Raw genomic sequence first — 18,614 nt, forward strand, 5'->3', positions numbered from 1 at the left:
AGTTTCACACGGCCGAAGCGATGGAATCGATCCCCCAGGAATTGCGCACGCAACTGCAAGCCGGCCGCGACGGGATCGGGCAGGCGCTGAGCCGCGACCGCGGCCGCCTCCACGGCCTGTGGTCGCGGTGGCGCGGCCAGCCGGCCGACGCCGGGTTGCGCGCGAAGTTCGAGCAAGGCCTGGCGGCCTCGCGGGCCGCGCGCCAGGCGCGCGCGGCGAACGTGCCCGCCGTGACGGTCGACGCGGCGCTGCCGCTGGCGGCCGAGGCGGATCGCATCGTCCAGCTGATCCGCGACCATCCGGTGGTCGTGGTCGCCGGCGAGACCGGCTCGGGCAAGACCACCCAGCTGCCGAAGCTGTGCCTGGCCGCCGGCCGCGGCGTGGCCGGCACCATCGGTTGCACGCAGCCGCGCCGGATCGCCGCCCGCGCGGTCGCCGCGCGCGTGGCCGAGGAGCTGAAGACGCCGCTGGGCGGCCTGGTCGGCTACCAGGTGCGCTTCACCGACAACGTCGGCGCCGACAGCCGGATCAAGTTCATGACCGACGGCATCCTGCTGGCCGAGATCGCCTCGGACCGCTGGCTGTCGGCCTACGACACGATCATCATCGACGAGGCGCACGAGCGCAGCCTCAACATCGACTTCCTGCTCGGCTACCTCAAGGAGCTGCTGCGCCGGCGCGACGACCTCAAGGTCATCGTCACCTCGGCCACGATCGACACCGCGCGCTTCTCCAGGCATTTCGACGATGCGCCGGTGGTGGAGGTGGCGGGCCGCACCTACCCGGTGGAAGTGCGCTACCGCCCGCCGGGAGAGGAAAAGCCGGGGTCAGGGCCGCCTTTCCCCGGGCGCGCGGCGGAGCCCGAGCCCGGTCGCCGGAAAGGCGACCCTGACCCCGGCTTCTCTTCCCGGCGCGATCGCGGCGATCGCGAGCTGGACCCGCTGGCGGCGATCACCGCGGCCATCGACGAGATCACCGCCGAGGATCCGCGTGGCGACGTGCTGGTGTTCCTGCCCGGCGAACGCGAGATCCGCGACGTGCACCGCGCGCTGGAAAAGCGCCAGTACCGGTCCACCGAAGTGTTGCCGCTCTATGCGCGGCTGTCCGCGCGCGACCAGGACCGCGTGTTCAATCCCGGTCCGCAACGGCGGATCGTGCTGACGACCAACGTCGCCGAGACCTCCTTGACCGTGCCGCGGATCCGCTACGTGGTCGATCCGGGCGACGCCCGGATCAAGCGCTACAGCCCGCGCTCGAAGATCGACCGCCTGCACGTGGAGCCGATCAGCCAGGCCAGCGCCGACCAGCGCAAGGGCCGCTGCGGGCGCATCGCCGAGGGCGTGTGCTATCGCCTGTATGCGGAAGCCGATTTCCTCGCCCGCCCGCAGTTCACCGACCCGGAGATCCGCCGTTCGAGCCTGGCCGGGGTGATCCTGCGCATGCTCCACCTGGGGCTCGGGCGGATCGAGGACTTCCCGTTCCTGGAGCCGCCGGACGAGCGCGCCATCGCCGACGGCTGGCAGCAGCTGGCCGAACTGGGCGCGATCGAGGAGACGGGCACCGGCCAGCTCCGGCTCACCGCGACCGGCCGGCAGATGGCGCGCCTGCCGGTGGACGTGAAGCTGTCGCGCATGCTGGTGGCGGCGCAGTCGCATGGGTGCCTGCGGGCGATGCTGCCGATTGCCGCGTTCCTCGGCGTGCAGGATCCGCGCGAACGCCCGCCCGAGGCGCGCGAGGCCGCCGACAACGCGCACGCGCAGTTCGCCGACCCGCGCTCGGAGTTCGTCGGCATCCTGCGCCTGTGGCAGGCCTACGATGCGGCCCACGAGGAACTCAACCAGTCACGGCTGCGCGACTGGTGCGGCAAGCGCTTCCTCGGCTTCCTGCGCATGCGCGAATGGCGCGAGCTGCACCGCCAGCTCAAGCTGCTGTGCGGGGAGCTGGGCTGGAGCGAGGAGCCTGACGGGCAGTCAGTGCTGCCGCTGCTGGCGGGTGCGCCGGCCAGCGACGGGCACTCTGCCTCCGCGCGACCGACCCGTGGCGAGCTGCACCGCGCCGCGCGGCTGGCGCGCGAAGGCAAGGCCGTGCCTGCGGCCGCCGCGCCGACACCGTCCGGCACCGGCACCGGCGATGGCGCTGGCGGCAAAGCGGGCAGGGACGAGGCGGCAGACAAGGCGTCGCGTTTCAGCGCGCGTGAACGCGCAGCGGCCTACCAGGCCCTGCACCGCGCCCTGCTCGCCGGCCTGCCCACGCAGGTCGGCCATCGCACCGAGAAGGGCGACTACCAGGCGCCCCGGCAGCGCCGCTTCCAGCTGTTTCCCGCCTCGCCACTGGCGAAGAAGCCACCCCCCTGGGTGCTGGTGGCCACGCTGCTGGACACGCAGAAGGTCTGGGGCCTGACCGCCGCGGCGATCGAACCGGACTGGGTGATCACTGAGCTGCCGCACCTGCTGGCGCGCAAGCACTTCGATCCACGCTGGTCGCGCGCCCAGGGCAACGTGCTGGCCTCCGAGCAGGTCAGCCTGTTCGGGCTGGTGCTCGCGCCGAAACGGCCGGTCCACTACGGCCGGGTCGACCCGGCCGGCGCGCACGAGCTGTTCGTGCGCCAGGCGCTGGTCACCGGCGAGATCGATACCAAGGCATCCTTCGTGGACGCCAACCTGAAGACCCTGGAACAGGCGCGCGAAGAAGAGGCCAAGCTGCGCCGCGCCGGCCTGGTCGCCGACGAGGGCTGGCAGGCGCGCTGGTACCTGGACCGGGTGCCGGGCGAGATCCATTCCGCCGCCGGCCTGGACGGGTGGTATCGCAAGCTGCCGCGCGAGCAGGCGCTGGCGTTGCGCTGGACCGCCTCCGACCTGCTGCCCGGCGAAGGGGGCCAGGAGGAACAGTTCCCGAAGTATTTCGCGCTCGGCGACGCGCGCCTGCCGCTGCACTACCGCTTCGAGCCGGGCGCGGCCGACGACGGCGTCACCCTCGAGGTGCCGCTGCCTTTGCTCAACGCGCTCGATCCGGCGCGGTTGTCGTGGCTGGCGCCGGGCTTCGTCGCCGACAAGGCAGCCGGCCTGATCCGCGGCCTGCCCAAGGCGATGCGCCGCAACTACGTGCCGGCGCCGGACTTCGGCCGTGCCTTCGCCGAGGCGTTCCGCACGCCGTCGGCCGACGCGGTCCAGGGCGAGCTGGCGCGTTTCCTGTCGCGCGCCACCGGCGCGGCGGTATCGGCGCTGGACTTCGACGAGGCGGCCCTGGAACCGCACCTGCGCATGAACCTGCGCCTGCGCGAGGTGCCCGAGCGGGGCGGCGAGGTGCTGGCCGAATCCCGCGACCTGGACGCGCTGCGCGCGCGGTTCGGCGAGCGCGCCGGCCAGGCGTTCGCGGCGCGCGCCGGTCGCGCGCTGGCCGCCGCCAGCCTGGAGCTGCGCGAATTCCCCGCCGAGCCGTTGCCGGAGCAGGTCACCGGCGAAGCCGGCGTGCCGGGCTATCCGGCGCTGGTGGACCAGGGCGACCACGTCCTGCTGCGGGTCTTCGCCGACCCGGCCGAGGCGCAGGCCGCGCATCCGCGTGGCGTCGACCGCCTGCTGCGCATCGCCCTGGCTGAGCGCGCGCGCCAGGCGCGCAAGCAGCTGCCGGTATCGCCGAAGCTGGGCCTGCTGTACGCGGCCATCGAGCAGTTCGGCCCGGGGCCGGACGCCAAGGTGCGCGAGAAGGAGCAGTTGCGCGCGGACCTGGTCGAAGCCGCGCTCAATGCCGTGCTGGCCGAGGGCCTGGAAGGGATCCGCGACGCCGGCGCGTTCGGCCGTCGCGCCGAGGCGGCCGGGCGCCAGTTGTTCGCCGAGGCCATGGCGCGCCTGCAGCTGGCCGAGCAGATCCTGGCGGTCGTCGCCGAACTGAAGCCGAAACTGGAAGCACCGCTGATGGGCTGGGCCAGCGGCAACCTCGACGACCTGCGCGCGCAGCTGGAGGGGCTGGTGCACCCGGGCTTCCTGCGGCATACGCCGGCCGAGGCGCTGGCGCAGTTCCCGCGCTGGCTGAAGGGCATGGTCCTGCGCGCCGAGCGCGCCCTGCGCGACCCGGCGCGCGACCAGGCGCGGATGCTGGAACTCAAGCCCTTCGTCGACGCGCTGTCCCAGGCCCGCCGCCGTGGCCAGGCCGACGAGCCGGGCTGGCAGGCGTTGCGCTGGGACCTGGAGGAACTGCGGGTGTCGCTGTTCGCGCAGGAACTGGGCTCGCGAGGCGGCGTGTCGCCGAAGAAGCTCGCGCAGCGGCTGGCCTCGCTGGGATAGGAGCGCCGCCTGCCGGCGATGCGACGCAGTCGCGATCGCCAAGGCGGCGCCCGGATCGACGACGTCGCGTCGCGGCGTGCCCGGCTCCCGTCACGGGCCGGGCTCCGGACCTTGCCGTTACTTGACCCGTCGCACCTTCGCCGCGGTGTTGTAGCCGTCGATGCGCAGGAACCAGACGTTGAGCAGGCCGGGCTTGATCGTCACCGCCGGGTCGGTCTTCCTCACCCCCTCCAGGCGCGCCGGCTCGACCTGCTCCCAGACCTGGCCATTGGCCAGCGTGTACGTGTTGCCCTTGGCGAAGCCGCGGAACTCGCCGACCAGGTTGCTCTTGATCGGTTCGTCCGAGCCGAAGTCGAAGAAGCCGCGGTTGGTTTCCTTCACTTCCTTGCGGCCTTCCTCGCGTGCTTCCTCGCGGATGCGCTCGACGTCGGCGGCGCTGAGCGCGACGGCGCCGGCGGCAGCGGCGCCGGCCGGCAGCGCAGGGGCGGCCGGTGCGGACGCAGCAGGTGCGGCGACAACCCCCTGCTGCCGCTGCATCCACTCCTGCAGCGCGGCCAATTCCTCGGGGCTGAGCTTGTGCAGGCCGGCGGCCTTGAATTCCTCCGGCGTCATCCGCTGTTCCATCAGCGTGGCACCCGGCGCGGGCGACTGCGCCGCGGCAACGGTGGCGGTGGTGGCCAGGGCGAGCCCCAGCGCCAGCAGGGACCATGCGTGCAGCGGACGACGTTTCATGCTTGTTCCTCCGGTACGTTGCTCGCTAGTGTAGTCGGCATCCCAGGACGCCGGAACGGCCTTGTCACGCTCCCCCATCGACGGTCTGCACGCCCTGTTGCAGGGCGCTTCCGCGGCGCGGCTGCCCGCCGCGCTGCGGGAGTCGCTGCTGCGTGCATGGGAGGCGCCGGGCACCGACCACATCCAGCGGGCCGGCTGGCCGGAAATCGCCGACACGCTGCAGACCCTGGTCCGGCTCGAAGCCGACGAGTCGGCCCTGATCGCCGCGCTGCTGTTCGACCTGCCGGGCCTGCGCGCGGCGACCGCCGCCGGGCTCGCCTCCGCCTATCCGGCGGTGCCGGGACTGCTCGATGGCCAGGATGCGGCCGACCAGGTCTGGGCGCTGCACGCCGGGCGCGAGGCCGGCCGCAACGGCGAAGGCCTGCGCCGGCTGCTGCTGGCGATCATCCAGGACCTGCGCGTGGTGCCGGTGCTGCTGGCGCGGCAGCTGGCGCGGATGCGCGCGGCCGGTCGCCAGCCCGAGGCCGCGCGGCGCGCGCTGGCCCAGCTCACCCGCGACATCCACGCGCCGCTGGCCAACCGCCTGGGCATCTGGCAGCTGAAGTGGGAGCTGGAGGACCTGGCGTTCCGCTTCCTGGAGCCGGACACCTACCGCCACCTGGCGCGGGAGCTGGACGAGACGCGCGCCGACCGCGAGCGCTACATCGGGGCGGTCAAGGTGCAGTTGGGCAAGGCGCTGAAGGCGCAGGGGCTGGCGGCCGACATCAGCGGGCGGTCCAAGCACATCTACAGCATCTGGCGGAAGATGCAGAAGAAGCACCTGCCGCTGGACAAGCTCTACGACCTGCGCGCGGTGCGGTTGCTGGTCGACGACGTGGCCGCCTGCTACGCCGCGCTGGGCGTGGTCCATGCGCTATGGGCGCCGGTCCCCGGCGAGTTCGACGACTACATCGCCCGGCCCAAGCCCAACGGCTACGCCTCTCTGCACACCGCCGTGGTCGGTCCCGAGGGACGCACCCTGGAAGTCCAGATCCGCACCCGCGAGATGCACGAGCAGGCCGAACTGGGCGTGGCCGCGCACTGGCGCTACAAGGAAACCGGCGGCAGCGCGGCGGGCAAGGGCGCCGGGCGCGCGTTCGAGCGCAAGATCGCCTGGATGCGGCAGTTGCTGGAGCAGGCCGCCGAGGGCCGCGACGAGGGCCTGGCCGGCGCGCTCGACACCGAGCTGGTGGAGGAGCGCGTCTACGTGCTGACCCCGAAGGGCGAGGTGGTCGACCTGCCGCTCGGCGCCACGCCGCTCGACTTCGCCTACCACGTGCACACCATGGTCGGGCACCGCTACCGCGGGGCCAAGGTCAACGGCCGCATCGTGCCGCTCGGCCATCGCCTGCGCAGCGGCGACCGGGTCGAGATCATGACCGGCAAGGAGCCCGATCCCAAGCGCGACTGGCTGCTGCCGGCCAACGGTTACCTGGCCAGCGGCCGCTCGCGCGACAAGGTCCGCGCCTGGTTCCACAAGCTCGACCGCTCGCGCAACGTGCAGGCCGGGCGCGAGATGCTCGAACGCGAGCTCAAGCGCCTGGGCCTGCACCATGCCGACCTGGCGCCGGTGACGAAGAAGTTCCACGCCGAAACGCTCGACGACCTCTACATCCAGGTCGCGCTGGGCGACGTCGGTCCGCACCAGGTCGGGCGCGCGCTGCACGAGCTCGAGCGCGCCGCGGCACCGCAGCCGGCCACCGGGTCGCCGCGGCCGCCGCCGCGGCAGGCACGCAAGCGCAAGGCCGATGCCGGCTTCACCGTCCAGGGCGTCGGCAACCTGCTGGTCCAGCTGGCGCGCTGCTGCCAGCCCGTCCCCGGCGAGCCGATCGCCGGCTACCTGACCCGCGCCCGCGGCGTCACCGTGCACCGCGGCGACTGCGCCGCGTTCGCGCGGCTGGCCGCGGCCTCGCCGCAGCGCGTGCTGCCGGTGGAGTGGGGCGCGGCCGGCGGCGGCTACGAGGTGGACGTCGCGCTCAGCGGCGTGGACCGCAAGTGGCTGCTCAAGGACGTCACCACCCTGATCGCCCAGGAGGACGCGCACGTGGCCGACATCCGCAGCGACGTGCGCCCCGACGGCCGCGTGCAGCTGCGCATGCGCCTGCGGGTGTCGGACTACGGCCAGCTGTCGACCTTGCTGGGAAAGCTGGACGCGCTGCCCGGCGTGGAGCGCGCGCAACGGCTGGGCTGAGCAGCAGCCACCGCCGGCGGTACACGAGGCGGCAGGACTGTGGCGGCCGTGGCTGGCAGGCTGAACCGGGCTGCGATCGGGTTTGCCGGCGGCAGGGCACTGGCATAGTCTTTCTCCATGAACCCAGGCCATTCCGCCCAGGCAGTCGCCGCCGTTTCGCCGTCCCCCGGCGACGCGGTGCCGGACTACGTCCTCGAGCTGGAGCGCGCCGCCGCCTACCTGCCGCGTGAACAGCTGCCGCTGCTGCGCGAGGCCTGGCGGGTCGGGGCGGCGGCCCACGCCGGGCAGACGCGCAAGTCGGGCGAGCCGTACATCACCCATCCGGTCGCCGTGGCCGGCGTGCTGGCCGAGCTGGGTCTGGACGTGGAGACGCTGATCGCCGCGATCCTGCACGACACCATCGAGGACACGCCGCTGCGCCGCGAGGAGATCGCCTCGCAGTTCGGCGAGGACGTGGCCGAGCTGGTGGACGGCGTCACCAAGCTCGACAAGCTCAAGTTCCGCGACCGCCAGGAGGCGGCCGCCGAGAGCTTCCGCAAGATGCTGCTGGCCATGTCGCGCGACCTGCGCGTGATCATGATCAAGCTGGCCGACCGGCTGCACAACATGCGCACGCTGGGCGCGCAGAGCACCGAGGCCCGCATCCGCATCGCGCGCGAGACCCTGGAGATCTACGCGCCGATCGCGCAGCGGCTGGGCATGAGCCTGGTCAAGTCCGAACTGCAGAACCTGGGCTTCCGCGCGCTGCATCCGTGGCGCCACGCGATCATCGAGAAGCACATCCGCAGCCAGCCGGTGGTGCGCCGCGAGTCGATGGCCCAGGTCGAGGTGAAGCTGTCGCAGGGCCTGGCCCGCGACGGCCTGGAGCACCGCCTGGTCAGCCGCATCAAGACCCCCTGGAGCATCTACAACAAGATGCAGGCCGAGGGTAAGAGCTTCGACCAGGTGATGGACGTGTTCGGCTTCCGGGTGGTGGTGCGCGGCGTGCCGGACTGCTACCGGTCGCTGGGCGTGGTCCACGCGCAGTTCAAGCCCCTGGACGGCCGCTTCCGCGATTTCATCGCCATTCCCAAGGCCAACGGCTACCAGTCGCTGCACACGGTGCTGTTCGGGCCATATGGTTCGCCGATCGAGGTGCAGATCCGCACCGAGGAGATGGACCTGATCGCCGAGCGCGGCATCGCCGCGCACTGGACCTACAAGCACGGTGGCGACAGCCCCAACAGCGCGCAGAGCCGCGCGCACGCCTGGATCGTGGAACTGATCGACTCGCAGCGCGCGGCCGGTTCGTCGCTGGAGTTCCTGGAGAACGTCAAGGTCGACCTGTTCCCGGACGAGGTCTACCTGTTCACGCCCAAGGGCAGGATCCTGGCCCTGCCGCGCAACTCCACCGCGCTGGACTTCGCCTATGCGGTGCATACCGACGTCGGCAACCAGGCGGTGGCCGCGCGGGTGGACAAGAAGCTGGTGCCGCTGCGGACCAAGCTGTCGAGCGGGCAGACGGTGGAGGTCATCACCGCCAAGTCGGCTTCGCCCAAGCCGCAGTGGCTGGAGTTCGTGGTCACCAGCAAGGCCCGCACCGCCATCCGCCACCAGCTCAAGCAGCTCGAGCACGAGGACGCGGTGCAGCTGGGCCACCGCATGCTCGACCGCGCGCTGGAGGCGATGGGCAGTTCGCTGGAGCGGTTGCCGGCCAAGCGCCTGGAATCTTTCCTGGTCGAGCACCGGTTCCCGCGGCTGGAGGCGTTCCTGGCCGAGGTCGCGCTGGGCAACTGGATGCCCAGCCAGGCAGCGCAGGCGCTGATGGCCTACGCCGAACTGCGCGGGGGTGGGCACTCCAAGCATTCGCAGGAAAAGATCCTGATCAATGGCACCGAGGGCGGGGTGGTCAGCTTCGCCAACTGCTGCCAGCCGATCCCGGGCGACGAGATCATGGGCTACCACACCTCCGGCAAGGGCGTGGTCGTGCACCGGCTCGATTGCCCGAACCTCGCCGAGTTCCGCAAGTCGCCCGAGCGCTGGGTGCCGATCGACTGGGATCCGAACGTGACCGGCGACTACGACACCTCGCTGATCGTGGACGTCGAGAACCACACCGGCGTGCTGGCGCAGCTGGCGGCGGCGGTGGCGCAGAGCCAGTCCAACATCGAGCGGGTCGACTACCTCGACCGCGACGTCAATGCGGCGCAACTGCGCTTCGCCATCCAGGTGCGCGACCGCGACCACCTGGCCGAAGTGATCCGGCGCCTGCGCCGCCTGAACGTCGTCCAGGCCGTCCGCCGGCAGTAGAGCGGGGCTTGCCCCGCTGCTCCGCCCCGGATTCTGCGCGCACCGAGCCGGGCAAGCCCGGCTCTACGAGCGTCGTCGTTGCCAGCAGCCGGGCAAGCCCGGCTCTACGGCGCTGCCATGCCGGAAGCCGGGCCGGTCCACGGCGGCGCCGTTCCTGATGCGCCGGCCCGCCAGCCGGTAGAATCGCGGCATTCCCCATTCGTGGAGCCACGCATGTCGCAGATCGTCCAGACCGACAAGGCGCCCGCCGCCATCGGCCCGTATTCGCAGGCCGTGCGCAGCGGCAACACCGTGTACTTCTCCGGCCAGATCCCGCTGGTGCCGGCCACCGGCGAGGTGGTCGCCGGCGACATCACCGCGCAGGCGCGGCAGGTGTTCGACAACCTCAAGGCCGTGGCCGAGGCCGCCGGCGGTTCGCTGGACCGCATCGTCCGCCTGGGCCTGTACCTGACCGACCTGTCGCAGTTCGCCGCGGTCAATGCGGTGATGCAGGAATACTTCACCGCGCCGTTCCCGGCCCGGTCGACCATCGGCGTGTCGGCGTTGCCCAAGGGCGTGGCGTTCGAGGCCGACGCGGTGATGGTGCTCGAGTGAGGAGTCGCGGCTGACCGGGTCGGGCGCCGGCGTGAAAGCGTCGCGGCGGGCCGCTCCGGCACTGGCCGGTGGCGCCACGCCGGTGAAAGCGCTGCGCGGCGTCGGCGCCAGCGTCGCCGAAAAGCTGCACGCGCGCGGCCTGGTCACGGTGCAGGACCTGTGGCTGCACCTGCCGTTGCGCTATGAAGACCGCACCCGGCTCACGCCTATCCGGCAGCTGCAGCCGGGTGTGCCGGCGCAGGTGGACGGTACGGTCGAGGCGGTCGAGCGCGGCTTCCGGTACCGGCCGTTGCTGCGCGTGGCGATCGGCGACGATTCGCACGCCACCGTGGTGCTGCGCTTTTTCCACTTCCGCGCCGCGCAGGTGGCCCAGTTCCGCCCGGGCGTGCGCCTGCGCTGCTTCGGCACGCCGCGGCCGGGCCAGCACGGACTGGAGATCGTCCATCCCAGTTACCGCGTGCTGGGCGAAACGGAAGAGGCGGTGCTGGGCGAGGCGCTCGATCCGGTCTATCCGGCGATCGAGGGCGTCGGCCCGGCGGTGCTGCGGCGATTGATCGGCCAGGCGCTGGACCTCCTGCCGGATGCCGCCACGCTCGAACTCCTGCCGGCGTCGCTGCCGGGCCTGGCCCAGTTGCCGGGGCTGCGCGACTCGCTGCTGGTCCTGCATCGTCCGCCGGCGGATGCCGACCTGGCCGCGCTGGACGCAGGCACCCATCCGGCGCAGCGCCGGCTGGCGCTGGAAGAACTGCTCGCCCACCACCTGAGCCTGCGCCGGCAACGGCTGGCACAGCAGGCGCTGAGCGCACGTGCGCTCGATGGCCCGGGCGTGCTCGCGCGGCGCCTGCGCGAGCGCCTGCCGTTCGCATTGACCGGTGCGCAGCAGCGCGTGTTCGAGCAGGTTCGCGCCGACCTCGCCCGGCCCACGCCGATGCAGCGGCTGGTGCAGGGCGACGTCGGCTCCGGCAAGACGGTCGTCGCCGCGCTGGCGGCGACGATGGCGGTGGAACGCGGTTGCCAGGTCGCGCTGGCCGCGCCGACCGAACTGCTCGCCGAACAGCACCTGGCCAACCTGCGCGCCTGGCTGGAGCCGCTGGGAATCCAGGTGGCCTGGCTGGCAGGCAAGGTCACCGGCAGGGCGCGTGTGCAGGCGCTGGCGGACGTCGCCTCCGGCCAGGCGCAGGTGGTGGTCGGCACCCATGCCTTGATGCAGGAGGGCGTGGCCTTCCATGACCTGGCCCTGGTCATCGTCGACGAGCAGCACCGTTTCGGCGTGCAGCAGCGGCTGGCGCTGCGCGACAAGGGGCCGGCGCATGGCCACGTGCCGCACCAGCTGGTGATGACCGCCACGCCGATCCCGCGCACCCTGGCGATGACCGCCTATGCGGATCTGGACGTATCGGCGATAGACGAGCTGCCGCCCGGTCGCACGCCGGTGCAGACCGTGGCGGTCAGCGCCGAGCGCCGGCCCGAACTGGTCGAGCGCATCCGCGCGGCCTGTGCCGAGGGGCGCCAGGCCTACTGGGTGTGCACCCTGATCGAGGAGCCCGAGGACGAGGGCAAGCCCGGGCAGGGGATGAAGCTGCAGGCGCAGGCGGCCGAACGCACGTTCGCCCAGTTGTCCGAACAGCTTCCCGGCCTGCGCGTGGGCCTGGTCCACGGCCGGATGAAGGCCTCGCAGAAGCAGGCCACGATGCGCGCCTTCAAGGAAGGCGCGATCGACCTGCTGGTCGCCACCACGGTGATCGAGGTCGGCGTGGACGTGCCCAACGCCTCGCTGATGATCGTGGAGAACGCCGAGCGCCTCGGGCTGGCCCAGCTGCACCAGCTGCGCGGCCGGGTCGGGCGCGGCGCGGCGGCGTCCAGTTGCGTGCTGCTCTACCAGGCGCCGCTGTCGGCGCTGGCGCGGCAGCGGCTGGACGTGCTGCGGCAGACCAGCGACGGCTTCCTCATCGCCGAGAAGGACCTGGAGCTGCGCGGCCCGGGCGAACTGCTCGGTACCCGCCAGACCGGCCTGGCGGCGTTCCGCATCGCCGACCTGGCCCGCGATGCCGGCCTGCTGCCGCAGGTGCACGCGCTGGCCGACCACCTGCTCGCGCACGCACCGGATACCGCGGACCGCCTGGTCGCACGCTGGGTCGGCGGCGCTTCGCGCTACGCGGCCGCCTGACCGGCTCCACCGCCGCCGGACGCGCGGTTTGCCCTCGTGCGGTCGAATGGCGACACTGGCCGGCCGTCCTCCAGGGACCACCGGACCCACGCCGCATGAGCGAGAAGATCCCGCTGCTGATCGATACCGACCCCGGCGTCGACGACGCGCTGGCGCTGCTGATGGCCTTCCATTCCGACGCCCACGACGTGGTCGGCCTGACCATCGCCGCCGGCAACGTCGGCCTGGAGCACACGGTGCGCAATGCGCTGAAGCTGCGCGAAGTGGTCGGCCGGCCCGACGTGCCGGTGTTCCCCGGCTGCAGCGGGCCGCTGGTCCATGTGCCCCGCGAAGATGCCGCGCACGTCCACGGCCGCGACGGCTTCGGCGACATCGGCTATCCGGAGCCGGCCGGGACGGCGGCGGACGAACACGCCGCGCTGGCGATCCTGCGCCTGTCACACGAACATGCCGGCCGGCTGCTGCTGGTCGCGCTGGGTCCATTGACCAACCTGGCGCTCGCGCTGCGCCTGGACCCGACCCTGCCGCAGCGCGTCGCGCGCCTGGTGGTGATGGGCGGGGCGGTCACCGCCCACGGCAACATCACGCCGGTGGCCGAGTTCAACATCGGCTTCGACCCCGAGTCGGCGCACGTGGTCCTGTCGGAATTCCCGCGCTACGACCTGGCCGACTGGGAGGCGACGATCGCCCACGGCTTCCACCATCGGCGGGCCGAGGCCTGGCTGGCCGCCGATTCGCCGCGCGCGCGCTTCTACGAAGCGATTTCCAGGCAGACCCGGCTGTGGTCGGAGGACCGCCGCGGAGAGCTGTGGCACTCGGCCGACGCCCTGGCCATGGCCTGGGCCCTGGAGCCTGAAGGGGCGCTGGAGCAGGCCGAGCGGCCGGTGGCGGTCGAGACGGAAGGGCGCCTGGCCCGGGGGCTGACCGCCGTGGACTGGAACCGGCAGACCGGGGCTGCGGACAACGCCCGGATCCTGCTGCGCTACGACCAGGCCCGGTTCGAGTCCCGGGTCGAGGCCGCGCTGGCCGCCGCCTGACCCCCGGCCTTGCGCCGCGAAGGTGGCCCGGCTAGAATGCCGGGCTCTGTTCCGTCAACTGCTTACGGTGTACGCCATGAAGGCCGGCATCCATCCCGATTACCGCGAAGTCGTCTTCCACGACGTCACCTCCGATTTCAAGTTCCTGACCCGCTCGACCATGGCCGGCGGCTCCAAGGAAACCGTGAAGTGGGAAGACGGCAACGAATACCCGCTGGTGAAGATCGAAATCTCCTCGGCGTCGCACCCGTTCTACACGGGCAAGCACAAGATCGTCGACACCAGCGGCCGCATCGACAAGTTCCAGCGTCGTTACGCGCGCTGATTCCGGCCTGCGCCCTCGCGGGCGTGGCCTGAGAACGATGTAGCCGGGACGGCCGCGCTTGCGCGGCCGTTCTGTTGTGCGCGCCGCCGATTGCCACCTTGCCGCCTGCACCGGGAGGCGCATGCATGCGCGTGGCCGGGTGTCGGCGCGGGCGCCATACGACTTCCGTCCGGGGTACCCGGGCGTACGGGGTGTGCGATAATTCCGAGGCTTCGCGGCGCTGCGCCGCGGACCCCCTCCCGCGAACGCACCCCGGCGCACCTGCGCCACGTGCCTCGCCTACCCCACAGAGGAGCGCACACCGTGTCCAATCTCGACCAGGTCACGTTGAATGCCGGCGACAAGTCGGTAGCCCTGCCGGTACTCAAGCCGACCCTGGGCAACGACTGCATCGACATTTCCAGGCTGACCAGGGAAACCGGTCTCTTCACCTACGACTCCGGCTTCACCGCCACGGCGAGCTGCAAATCGGCCATCACCTACATCGACGGCGACAACGGCGTGCTGCTGTACCGCGGCTACCCGATCGAGCAGCTGGCCCAGCATTCCAGCTTCCTGGAAGTGGCCTACCTGCTGATGAACGGCGAGCTGCCCACCCAGGCCGAGTTCGCCAAGTTCGAGCATGAAGTCACGCATCACACGATGATGCACGAGTCCCTGAAGAACTTCCTGCAGGGCTTCAACTACGACGCACACCCGATGGCCATGCTGGCCGGCACGGTCGCCTCGCTGTCGGCGTTCTACCACGACACCCTGGACCTCAACGATCCGGAGCAGCGCCGCCAGGCCGCGATCCGCCTGATCGCCAAGGTGCCGACGCTGGCCGCCGCCGCCTACCGTTACTCGATCGGCTGGCCGTCGCGCTACCCGCGCAACAACCTCGACTACGTCAGCCGCTTCCTGCACATGATGTTCGAGGTGCCCAGCGAGCCGCTGGAGCTGAACCCGGTCGTGGCCAAGGCGCTGGACCTGCTGTTCATCCTGCACGCCGACCACGAGCAGAACGCCTCCACCTCCACCGTCCGCCTGGTCGGTTCGACCGGCGCGAACCCGTACGCTTGCATCGCGGCCGGCATCACCGCGCTGTGGGGCCCGGCGCACGGCGGCGCCAACGAGGCGGTGCTGAAGATGCTCGAGGAGATCGGCACTCCCGACAACGTCGAGAGCGCCATCGCCAAGGCCAAGGACAAGGAGTCCGGCTTCCGCCTGATGGGCTTCGGCCACCGCGTCTACAAGAACTTCGACCCGCGCGCCAAGATCATCCGCGAGATGACCCACAAGGTGCTCGGCGAGCTGGGCGTCAACGACCCGCTGCTGGAAGTGGCGATGAAGCTGGAAGAGGCCGCGCTGAAGGACGAGTACTTCATCCAGCGCAAGCTGTACCCGAACGTCGACTTCTACAGCGGCATCATCTACAAGGCGCTGAAGATCCCGACCGAGATGTTCACGGTCATGTTCGCCATCGGCCGCACCGCCGGCTGGGTGGCGCACTGGCTGGAGCAGCAGGTCGACCCGGAAGCCAAGATCGGCCGCCCACGCCAGATCTACACCGGCCACGACGTGCGCGACTACAAGGGCATGGGCCAGCGCTGACCGCGCCGCTGTCCCGCGTCGACAGAACGCCCCGCTTGCGCGGGGCGTTTTCTTTTGCCCGGCGGTTGCACCCCGCTCTACGAAGGCGCGCGAACGCCGGTCAGGGCAGGCCGCCTTCGTAGCCGGCGATCTCGTCCTCGGCCAGCAGCTGCCGCAGTTGCGCCAGCGAGGCCCTGCGCATCGGCCGCTCATCCACCGACGACAGCGGCGCCTGCCGCAGGGCATGCAGGGGCAGGACGGTGATGTCGAAGGCCAGGTCCTCTGCGCTGAACACCCATACCGGCAGGTCGGCGCGGCGTTCGCGGTCCAGGCGCAGCTGGCGTTCGCGCGGTTCGGCGGGGATCCCGTGCTCGTCGAGGAAGCGCGCCACGGCATCGACGTCGTCGGTGTAGGCGTGCAGCAGCACCGGCGACGTCGAGTCGGCGGTGCCGTCGAGCACCGGTCCGACCAGCCGCGGCTCGAACGGCGCCAGGAACTCAAGGGCGCGCACCGCCGCCTCGCGCCGCTGGCGCAGCGCCCGGGCCTGGCCCTGTCCGAGAAAGATGCGCTGGTACTCGCGCAGGGCGTCTTCGATCTCGCGGTTGCGCGGCAGCGATGCATCGTCGTGGATGCCCAGGCGCGCGGCGGCCTTCAGCTTGGCCTGGTGGAAGTCGCGGATGCCGCCTTCGGCCATGAGCCGGGCGGCTTCGTGGGCAAGGCGGTGCCGGCGTTCGCGGGTGCGGGTCTCGGCATGCTGGCGGGCGCGGTGCATGTCGACACTCCAGGCGGGGCGTGGAGCGACTCTACCGCATCGGCGTGAGGGTTCAATCACCCACGCCGATGCGCATCCCGACGACCTCAAAAGATGTCGAACGCTTCCTCGTCGCTCTGCTCGGGTCCCAGGAAGTCGAGGTTGTTGCGCATGCGCTCGAGGTCTTCGACCTTCACGTACTCGGCCAGGCCGCCGCCCTCGGTCGACATGTGCCCGGCGTTGTCGACGTACACGCGGACCATGCCGGCCGGCGGCTCGTTGGCGGCGATCGGCTGGTCCTTGAGCGCCACCCGCATGTAGTCGATCCAGATCGGCAGGGCGGCCTTGCCGCCGTATTCGCGGTAGCCGAGGGACTGGAAGTCGTCGCGGCCGACCCACACGGTGGTCGCCAGCGGACCGCCGAAACCGGAAAACCACGCGTCGCGGTGGTCGTTGGTCGAACCGGTCTTGCCGCCCACATCCTCGCGCTCGAGCACCTTCGCCGCGGTGCCGGTGCCGCGCTGGACCACGTCGCGCATCATCGACACCAGCTGGTAGGCGGAGCGTTCGTCGATCGCGCGGGGGGCGACCTTCCCGGACGGCGGCGGGGCGGCGGGTTTCGCGTCGGCCACGACGGCCTCGCTGGAAGGGGTCTGCGCCGGCGGGGAGGCGGGCGCGGCCGCACCGAAGTTGAACCCGTCGACGACCTGCGGCTGGCTCGGCGCGGTACCGTTGGCCGCGATCGCGCCGCAGCTGCGGCAGGCGACCGCCGGGTCCTCCTTGAACAGCAACTCGCCGTTGCGGTCCCGGACCTCGTCGATGAACCAGGGGGTCACGCGCGAACCGCCATTGGCGAACACGGCATAGCCGCGGGCGATCGAGAGCGGGGTCAGCGAGGCGGTCCCCAGCGACATGGACAGGTTGGGCGGGAGTTCGGCCTCGTCGAAGCCGAACTGGGCGATGTAGGTGCGGGCGAAGTTGACCCCGATCGCGTCGAGCAGCCGCACCGAGACCAGGTTGCGTGACTGCACCAGCGCTTCGCGCAGGCGCATGGGGCCCTTGAAGCCGCCGCCGTCGTTCTGCGGCGACCAGGTGTTGCCGCGGCGGTCGCGGAACACCACCGGAGCGTCGAGCACGATCGAGGCCGGGTTGAAGCCCTTCTCGAACGCGGCCGAATAGACGAACGGCTTGAAGCTGGAGCCCGGCTGGCGACGTGCCTGGGTGGCGCGGTTGAACTTGTTGCCGGCGAAGCTGTAGCCGCCGACCAGCGCACGCAGGGCGCCGTTGTTGGCGTCGAGCGAGACCAGCGCGGACTGGCCGCGCGGCACCTGGTCGAGCAGGAACTCGCCTTCCTTCTCGCCGCGGCGGACCCGCACCACGTCGCCGCGCTTGAGCAGCGCGGCCGGGTTCTTGCCCGTCCAGCGGGCGGCGGAGGCGGGCAGGGTGACGCTGCTGGCGTCCGCCAGCACCACCCGGGCGCTGCCGTCGGTGGCGGTGCCGGCGACGATCGCTGGCAGGAGTTCGGCCTGGGACGGGGTGCCGGCCAGGGCCTTGGCCAGGGTGGCATCGTCGGCATCGGCGGCCACTTCGGCCTGGCGCTCCACTCCGTGCCAGCCATGCCGGTGGTCGTACAGGTGCAGGCCGTCGCGGACGGCCTTGTCGGCGGCCGCCTGCAGGTCCGGCAGGATGGTGGTGGTCACCTGGTAGCCGCGGGTGACCGCCTCCGGACCGTAGCGGGCGATCATTTCCTGGCGGACCATCTCGGCCACGTAAGGGGCCGAGACCTGCACCGGCGGCTCGTGCGGGGCGGCGTGCATCGGCACCGCCTTGGCCGCGGCCGCCTCGGCGGCGCTGACGAAGCCCAGCTCGGCCATGCGGTCGAGGATGTAGTCGCGGCGGATCCGGGCGCGCTCGGGATTGCTGATCGGGTTGCCGCTGGACGGGAACTTGGGGATGCCGGCCAGCGAGGCCATCTCGTCCAGCGACAGGTCCTCCAGCTTCTTGCCGTAGTAGTACTCGGCGGCCGCGGCCACGCCGTAGGACCGGTTGCCGAAGAAGCTCTTGTTGAGGTACAGGGCCAGGATCTCGTCCTTGCTCAGCGCGCGCTCCATCTTCCTGGCCAGCAGCATCTCGGCCAGCTTGCGCTGGTAGCTGTACTCCGGGCTGAGGAAGAACTGGCGCGCCACCTGCTGGGTGATGGTCGAGCCGCCCGGGACGCGCTTGCCGTCGGTGGTCGCCAGCAGCCACACCGCGCGGGCCACGCCCTTGTAGTCGACCCCGCCGTGCTCGTAGAAGCGCGCATCCTCGATGGCGATGAAGGCCTGGCGCAGGCGCTCGGGCACCTGCTCGATGGCGACCGGGTAACGGCGGTTCTCGCCGAAGACGGCCATGAGCCTGCCGTCGGCGGAGTAGACGTAGAGGGGCTCCTGCATCTCCACTTCGCGCAGGGACTCCACCTCGGGAAGCCGCGAGGAGAGCACCACGTAGAGGGTTCCCAGGCCGATGGCGGCCAGCAGGGCCAGGCCTGCGGAGGCGATCAGCGCCCAGCGCAGGAGGCGGCGGAGACGGGGCATCGAGAAGGGATCCGATTGCAGATTTCGCGGCCGCAGAGTATAGATTAGCCAGGGACAAGGGCAG

General features: G+C 71.4%; 11 protein-coding genes. 8 read left to right on the top strand and 3 right to left on the bottom strand.

The window, feature by feature from the left end:
* Positions 1-20: 20 nt before the first annotated feature.
* Entirely contained in the window at positions 21-4,280 is a 4,260-nt protein-coding gene (locus CSC66_RS05705) for a DUF3418 domain-containing protein (protein WP_162376438.1), read from the top strand.
* A gap of 117 nt (positions 4,281-4,397) precedes the next feature.
* Here CSC66_RS05705 and CSC66_RS05710 read toward each other — a convergent pair whose 3' ends face one another.
* Complete coding sequence (locus tag CSC66_RS05710; RefSeq protein ID WP_162376439.1) at positions 4,398-5,012, bottom strand: hypothetical protein; 615 nt, start codon at positions 5,010-5,012, stop codon at positions 4,398-4,400.
* Between the two features lie 61 nt (positions 5,013-5,073).
* Between CSC66_RS05710 and CSC66_RS05715 the strand changes: the two genes are divergently transcribed.
* From CSC66_RS05715 to CSC66_RS05745, 7 genes are all read left to right on the top strand, one after another.
* Positions 5,074-7,242 (top strand): RelA/SpoT family protein, encoded by a 2,169-nt coding sequence (locus tag CSC66_RS05715; protein WP_162376440.1) that lies wholly within the window; start codon positions 5,074-5,076, stop codon positions 7,240-7,242.
* Positions 7,243-7,359: 117 nt separating this feature from the next.
* Positions 7,360-9,531, top strand: a complete 2,172-nt coding sequence (locus CSC66_RS05720; protein WP_162376441.1) for a RelA/SpoT family protein — start codon at positions 7,360-7,362, stop codon at positions 9,529-9,531.
* 213 nt (positions 9,532-9,744) lie between these two features.
* On the top strand, positions 9,745-10,125 hold the full coding sequence (locus tag CSC66_RS05725) for a RidA family protein (protein ID WP_162376442.1): 381 nt from the start codon (positions 9,745-9,747) through the stop codon (positions 10,123-10,125).
* Between the two features lie 31 nt (positions 10,126-10,156).
* The gene (gene recG, locus CSC66_RS05730) at positions 10,157-12,292 is read left to right on the top strand and encodes an ATP-dependent DNA helicase RecG (protein WP_162376443.1); all 2,136 of its coding nucleotides are present in this window, start codon (positions 10,157-10,159) and stop codon (positions 12,290-12,292) included.
* A gap of 95 nt (positions 12,293-12,387) precedes the next feature.
* Positions 12,388-13,329, top strand: a complete 942-nt coding sequence (locus CSC66_RS05735) for a nucleoside hydrolase (protein ID WP_162376444.1) — start codon at positions 12,388-12,390, stop codon at positions 13,327-13,329.
* 76 nt (positions 13,330-13,405) lie between these two features.
* Entirely contained in the window at positions 13,406-13,654 is a 249-nt protein-coding gene (locus CSC66_RS05740; protein ID WP_162376445.1) for a type B 50S ribosomal protein L31, read from the top strand.
* A gap of 303 nt (positions 13,655-13,957) precedes the next feature.
* Positions 13,958-15,247 carry a citrate synthase gene (locus CSC66_RS05745; protein ID WP_162376446.1) on the top strand — a complete coding sequence of 430 codons (1,290 nt, stop codon included), beginning with the start codon at positions 13,958-13,960 and terminating at the stop codon, positions 15,245-15,247.
* Between the two features lie 100 nt (positions 15,248-15,347).
* Here the strand turns inward: CSC66_RS05745 and CSC66_RS05750 are convergent, their stop codons facing one another.
* Complete coding sequence (locus CSC66_RS05750) at positions 15,348-15,998, bottom strand: hypothetical protein (protein ID WP_162376447.1); 651 nt, start codon at positions 15,996-15,998, stop codon at positions 15,348-15,350.
* A gap of 86 nt (positions 15,999-16,084) precedes the next feature.
* On the bottom strand, positions 16,085-18,550 hold the full coding sequence (locus CSC66_RS05755) for a penicillin-binding protein 1A (protein ID WP_162376448.1): 2,466 nt from the start codon (positions 18,548-18,550) through the stop codon (positions 16,085-16,087).
* Positions 18,551-18,614: the final 64 nt, after the last annotated feature.

Origin of the sequence: Pseudoxanthomonas kaohsiungensis, assembly GCF_010211765.1 — a bacterium.
Taxonomy (GTDB): Bacteria; Pseudomonadota; Gammaproteobacteria; order Xanthomonadales; family Xanthomonadaceae; genus Pseudoxanthomonas; species Pseudoxanthomonas kaohsiungensis.

What these genes read in the sequence shown, in the direction of transcription:
- CSC66_RS05725 (WP_162376442.1), top strand. Translation starts at nt 9,745, where the DNA reads ATGTCGCAGATCGTCCAGACCGACAAGGCGCCCGCCGCCATCGGCCCG.
- CSC66_RS05740 (WP_162376445.1), top strand. Translation starts at nt 13,406, where the DNA reads ATGAAGGCCGGCATCCATCCCGATTACCGCGAAGTCGTCTTCCACGAC.
- CSC66_RS05755 (WP_162376448.1), bottom strand. Translation starts at nt 18,550, where the DNA reads ATGCCCCGTCTCCGCCGCCTCCTGCGCTGGGCGCTGATCGCCTCCGCA.
- CSC66_RS05720 (WP_162376441.1), top strand. Translation starts at nt 7,360, where the DNA reads ATGAACCCAGGCCATTCCGCCCAGGCAGTCGCCGCCGTTTCGCCGTCC.
- CSC66_RS05710 (WP_162376439.1), bottom strand. Translation starts at nt 5,012, where the DNA reads ATGAAACGTCGTCCGCTGCACGCATGGTCCCTGCTGGCGCTGGGGCTC.
- CSC66_RS05735 (WP_162376444.1), top strand. Translation starts at nt 12,388, where the DNA reads ATGAGCGAGAAGATCCCGCTGCTGATCGATACCGACCCCGGCGTCGAC.
- CSC66_RS05750 (WP_162376447.1), bottom strand. Translation starts at nt 15,998, where the DNA reads ATGCACCGCGCCCGCCAGCATGCCGAGACCCGCACCCGCGAACGCCGG.
- CSC66_RS05705 (WP_162376438.1), top strand. Translation starts at nt 21, where the DNA reads ATGGAATCGATCCCCCAGGAATTGCGCACGCAACTGCAAGCCGGCCGC.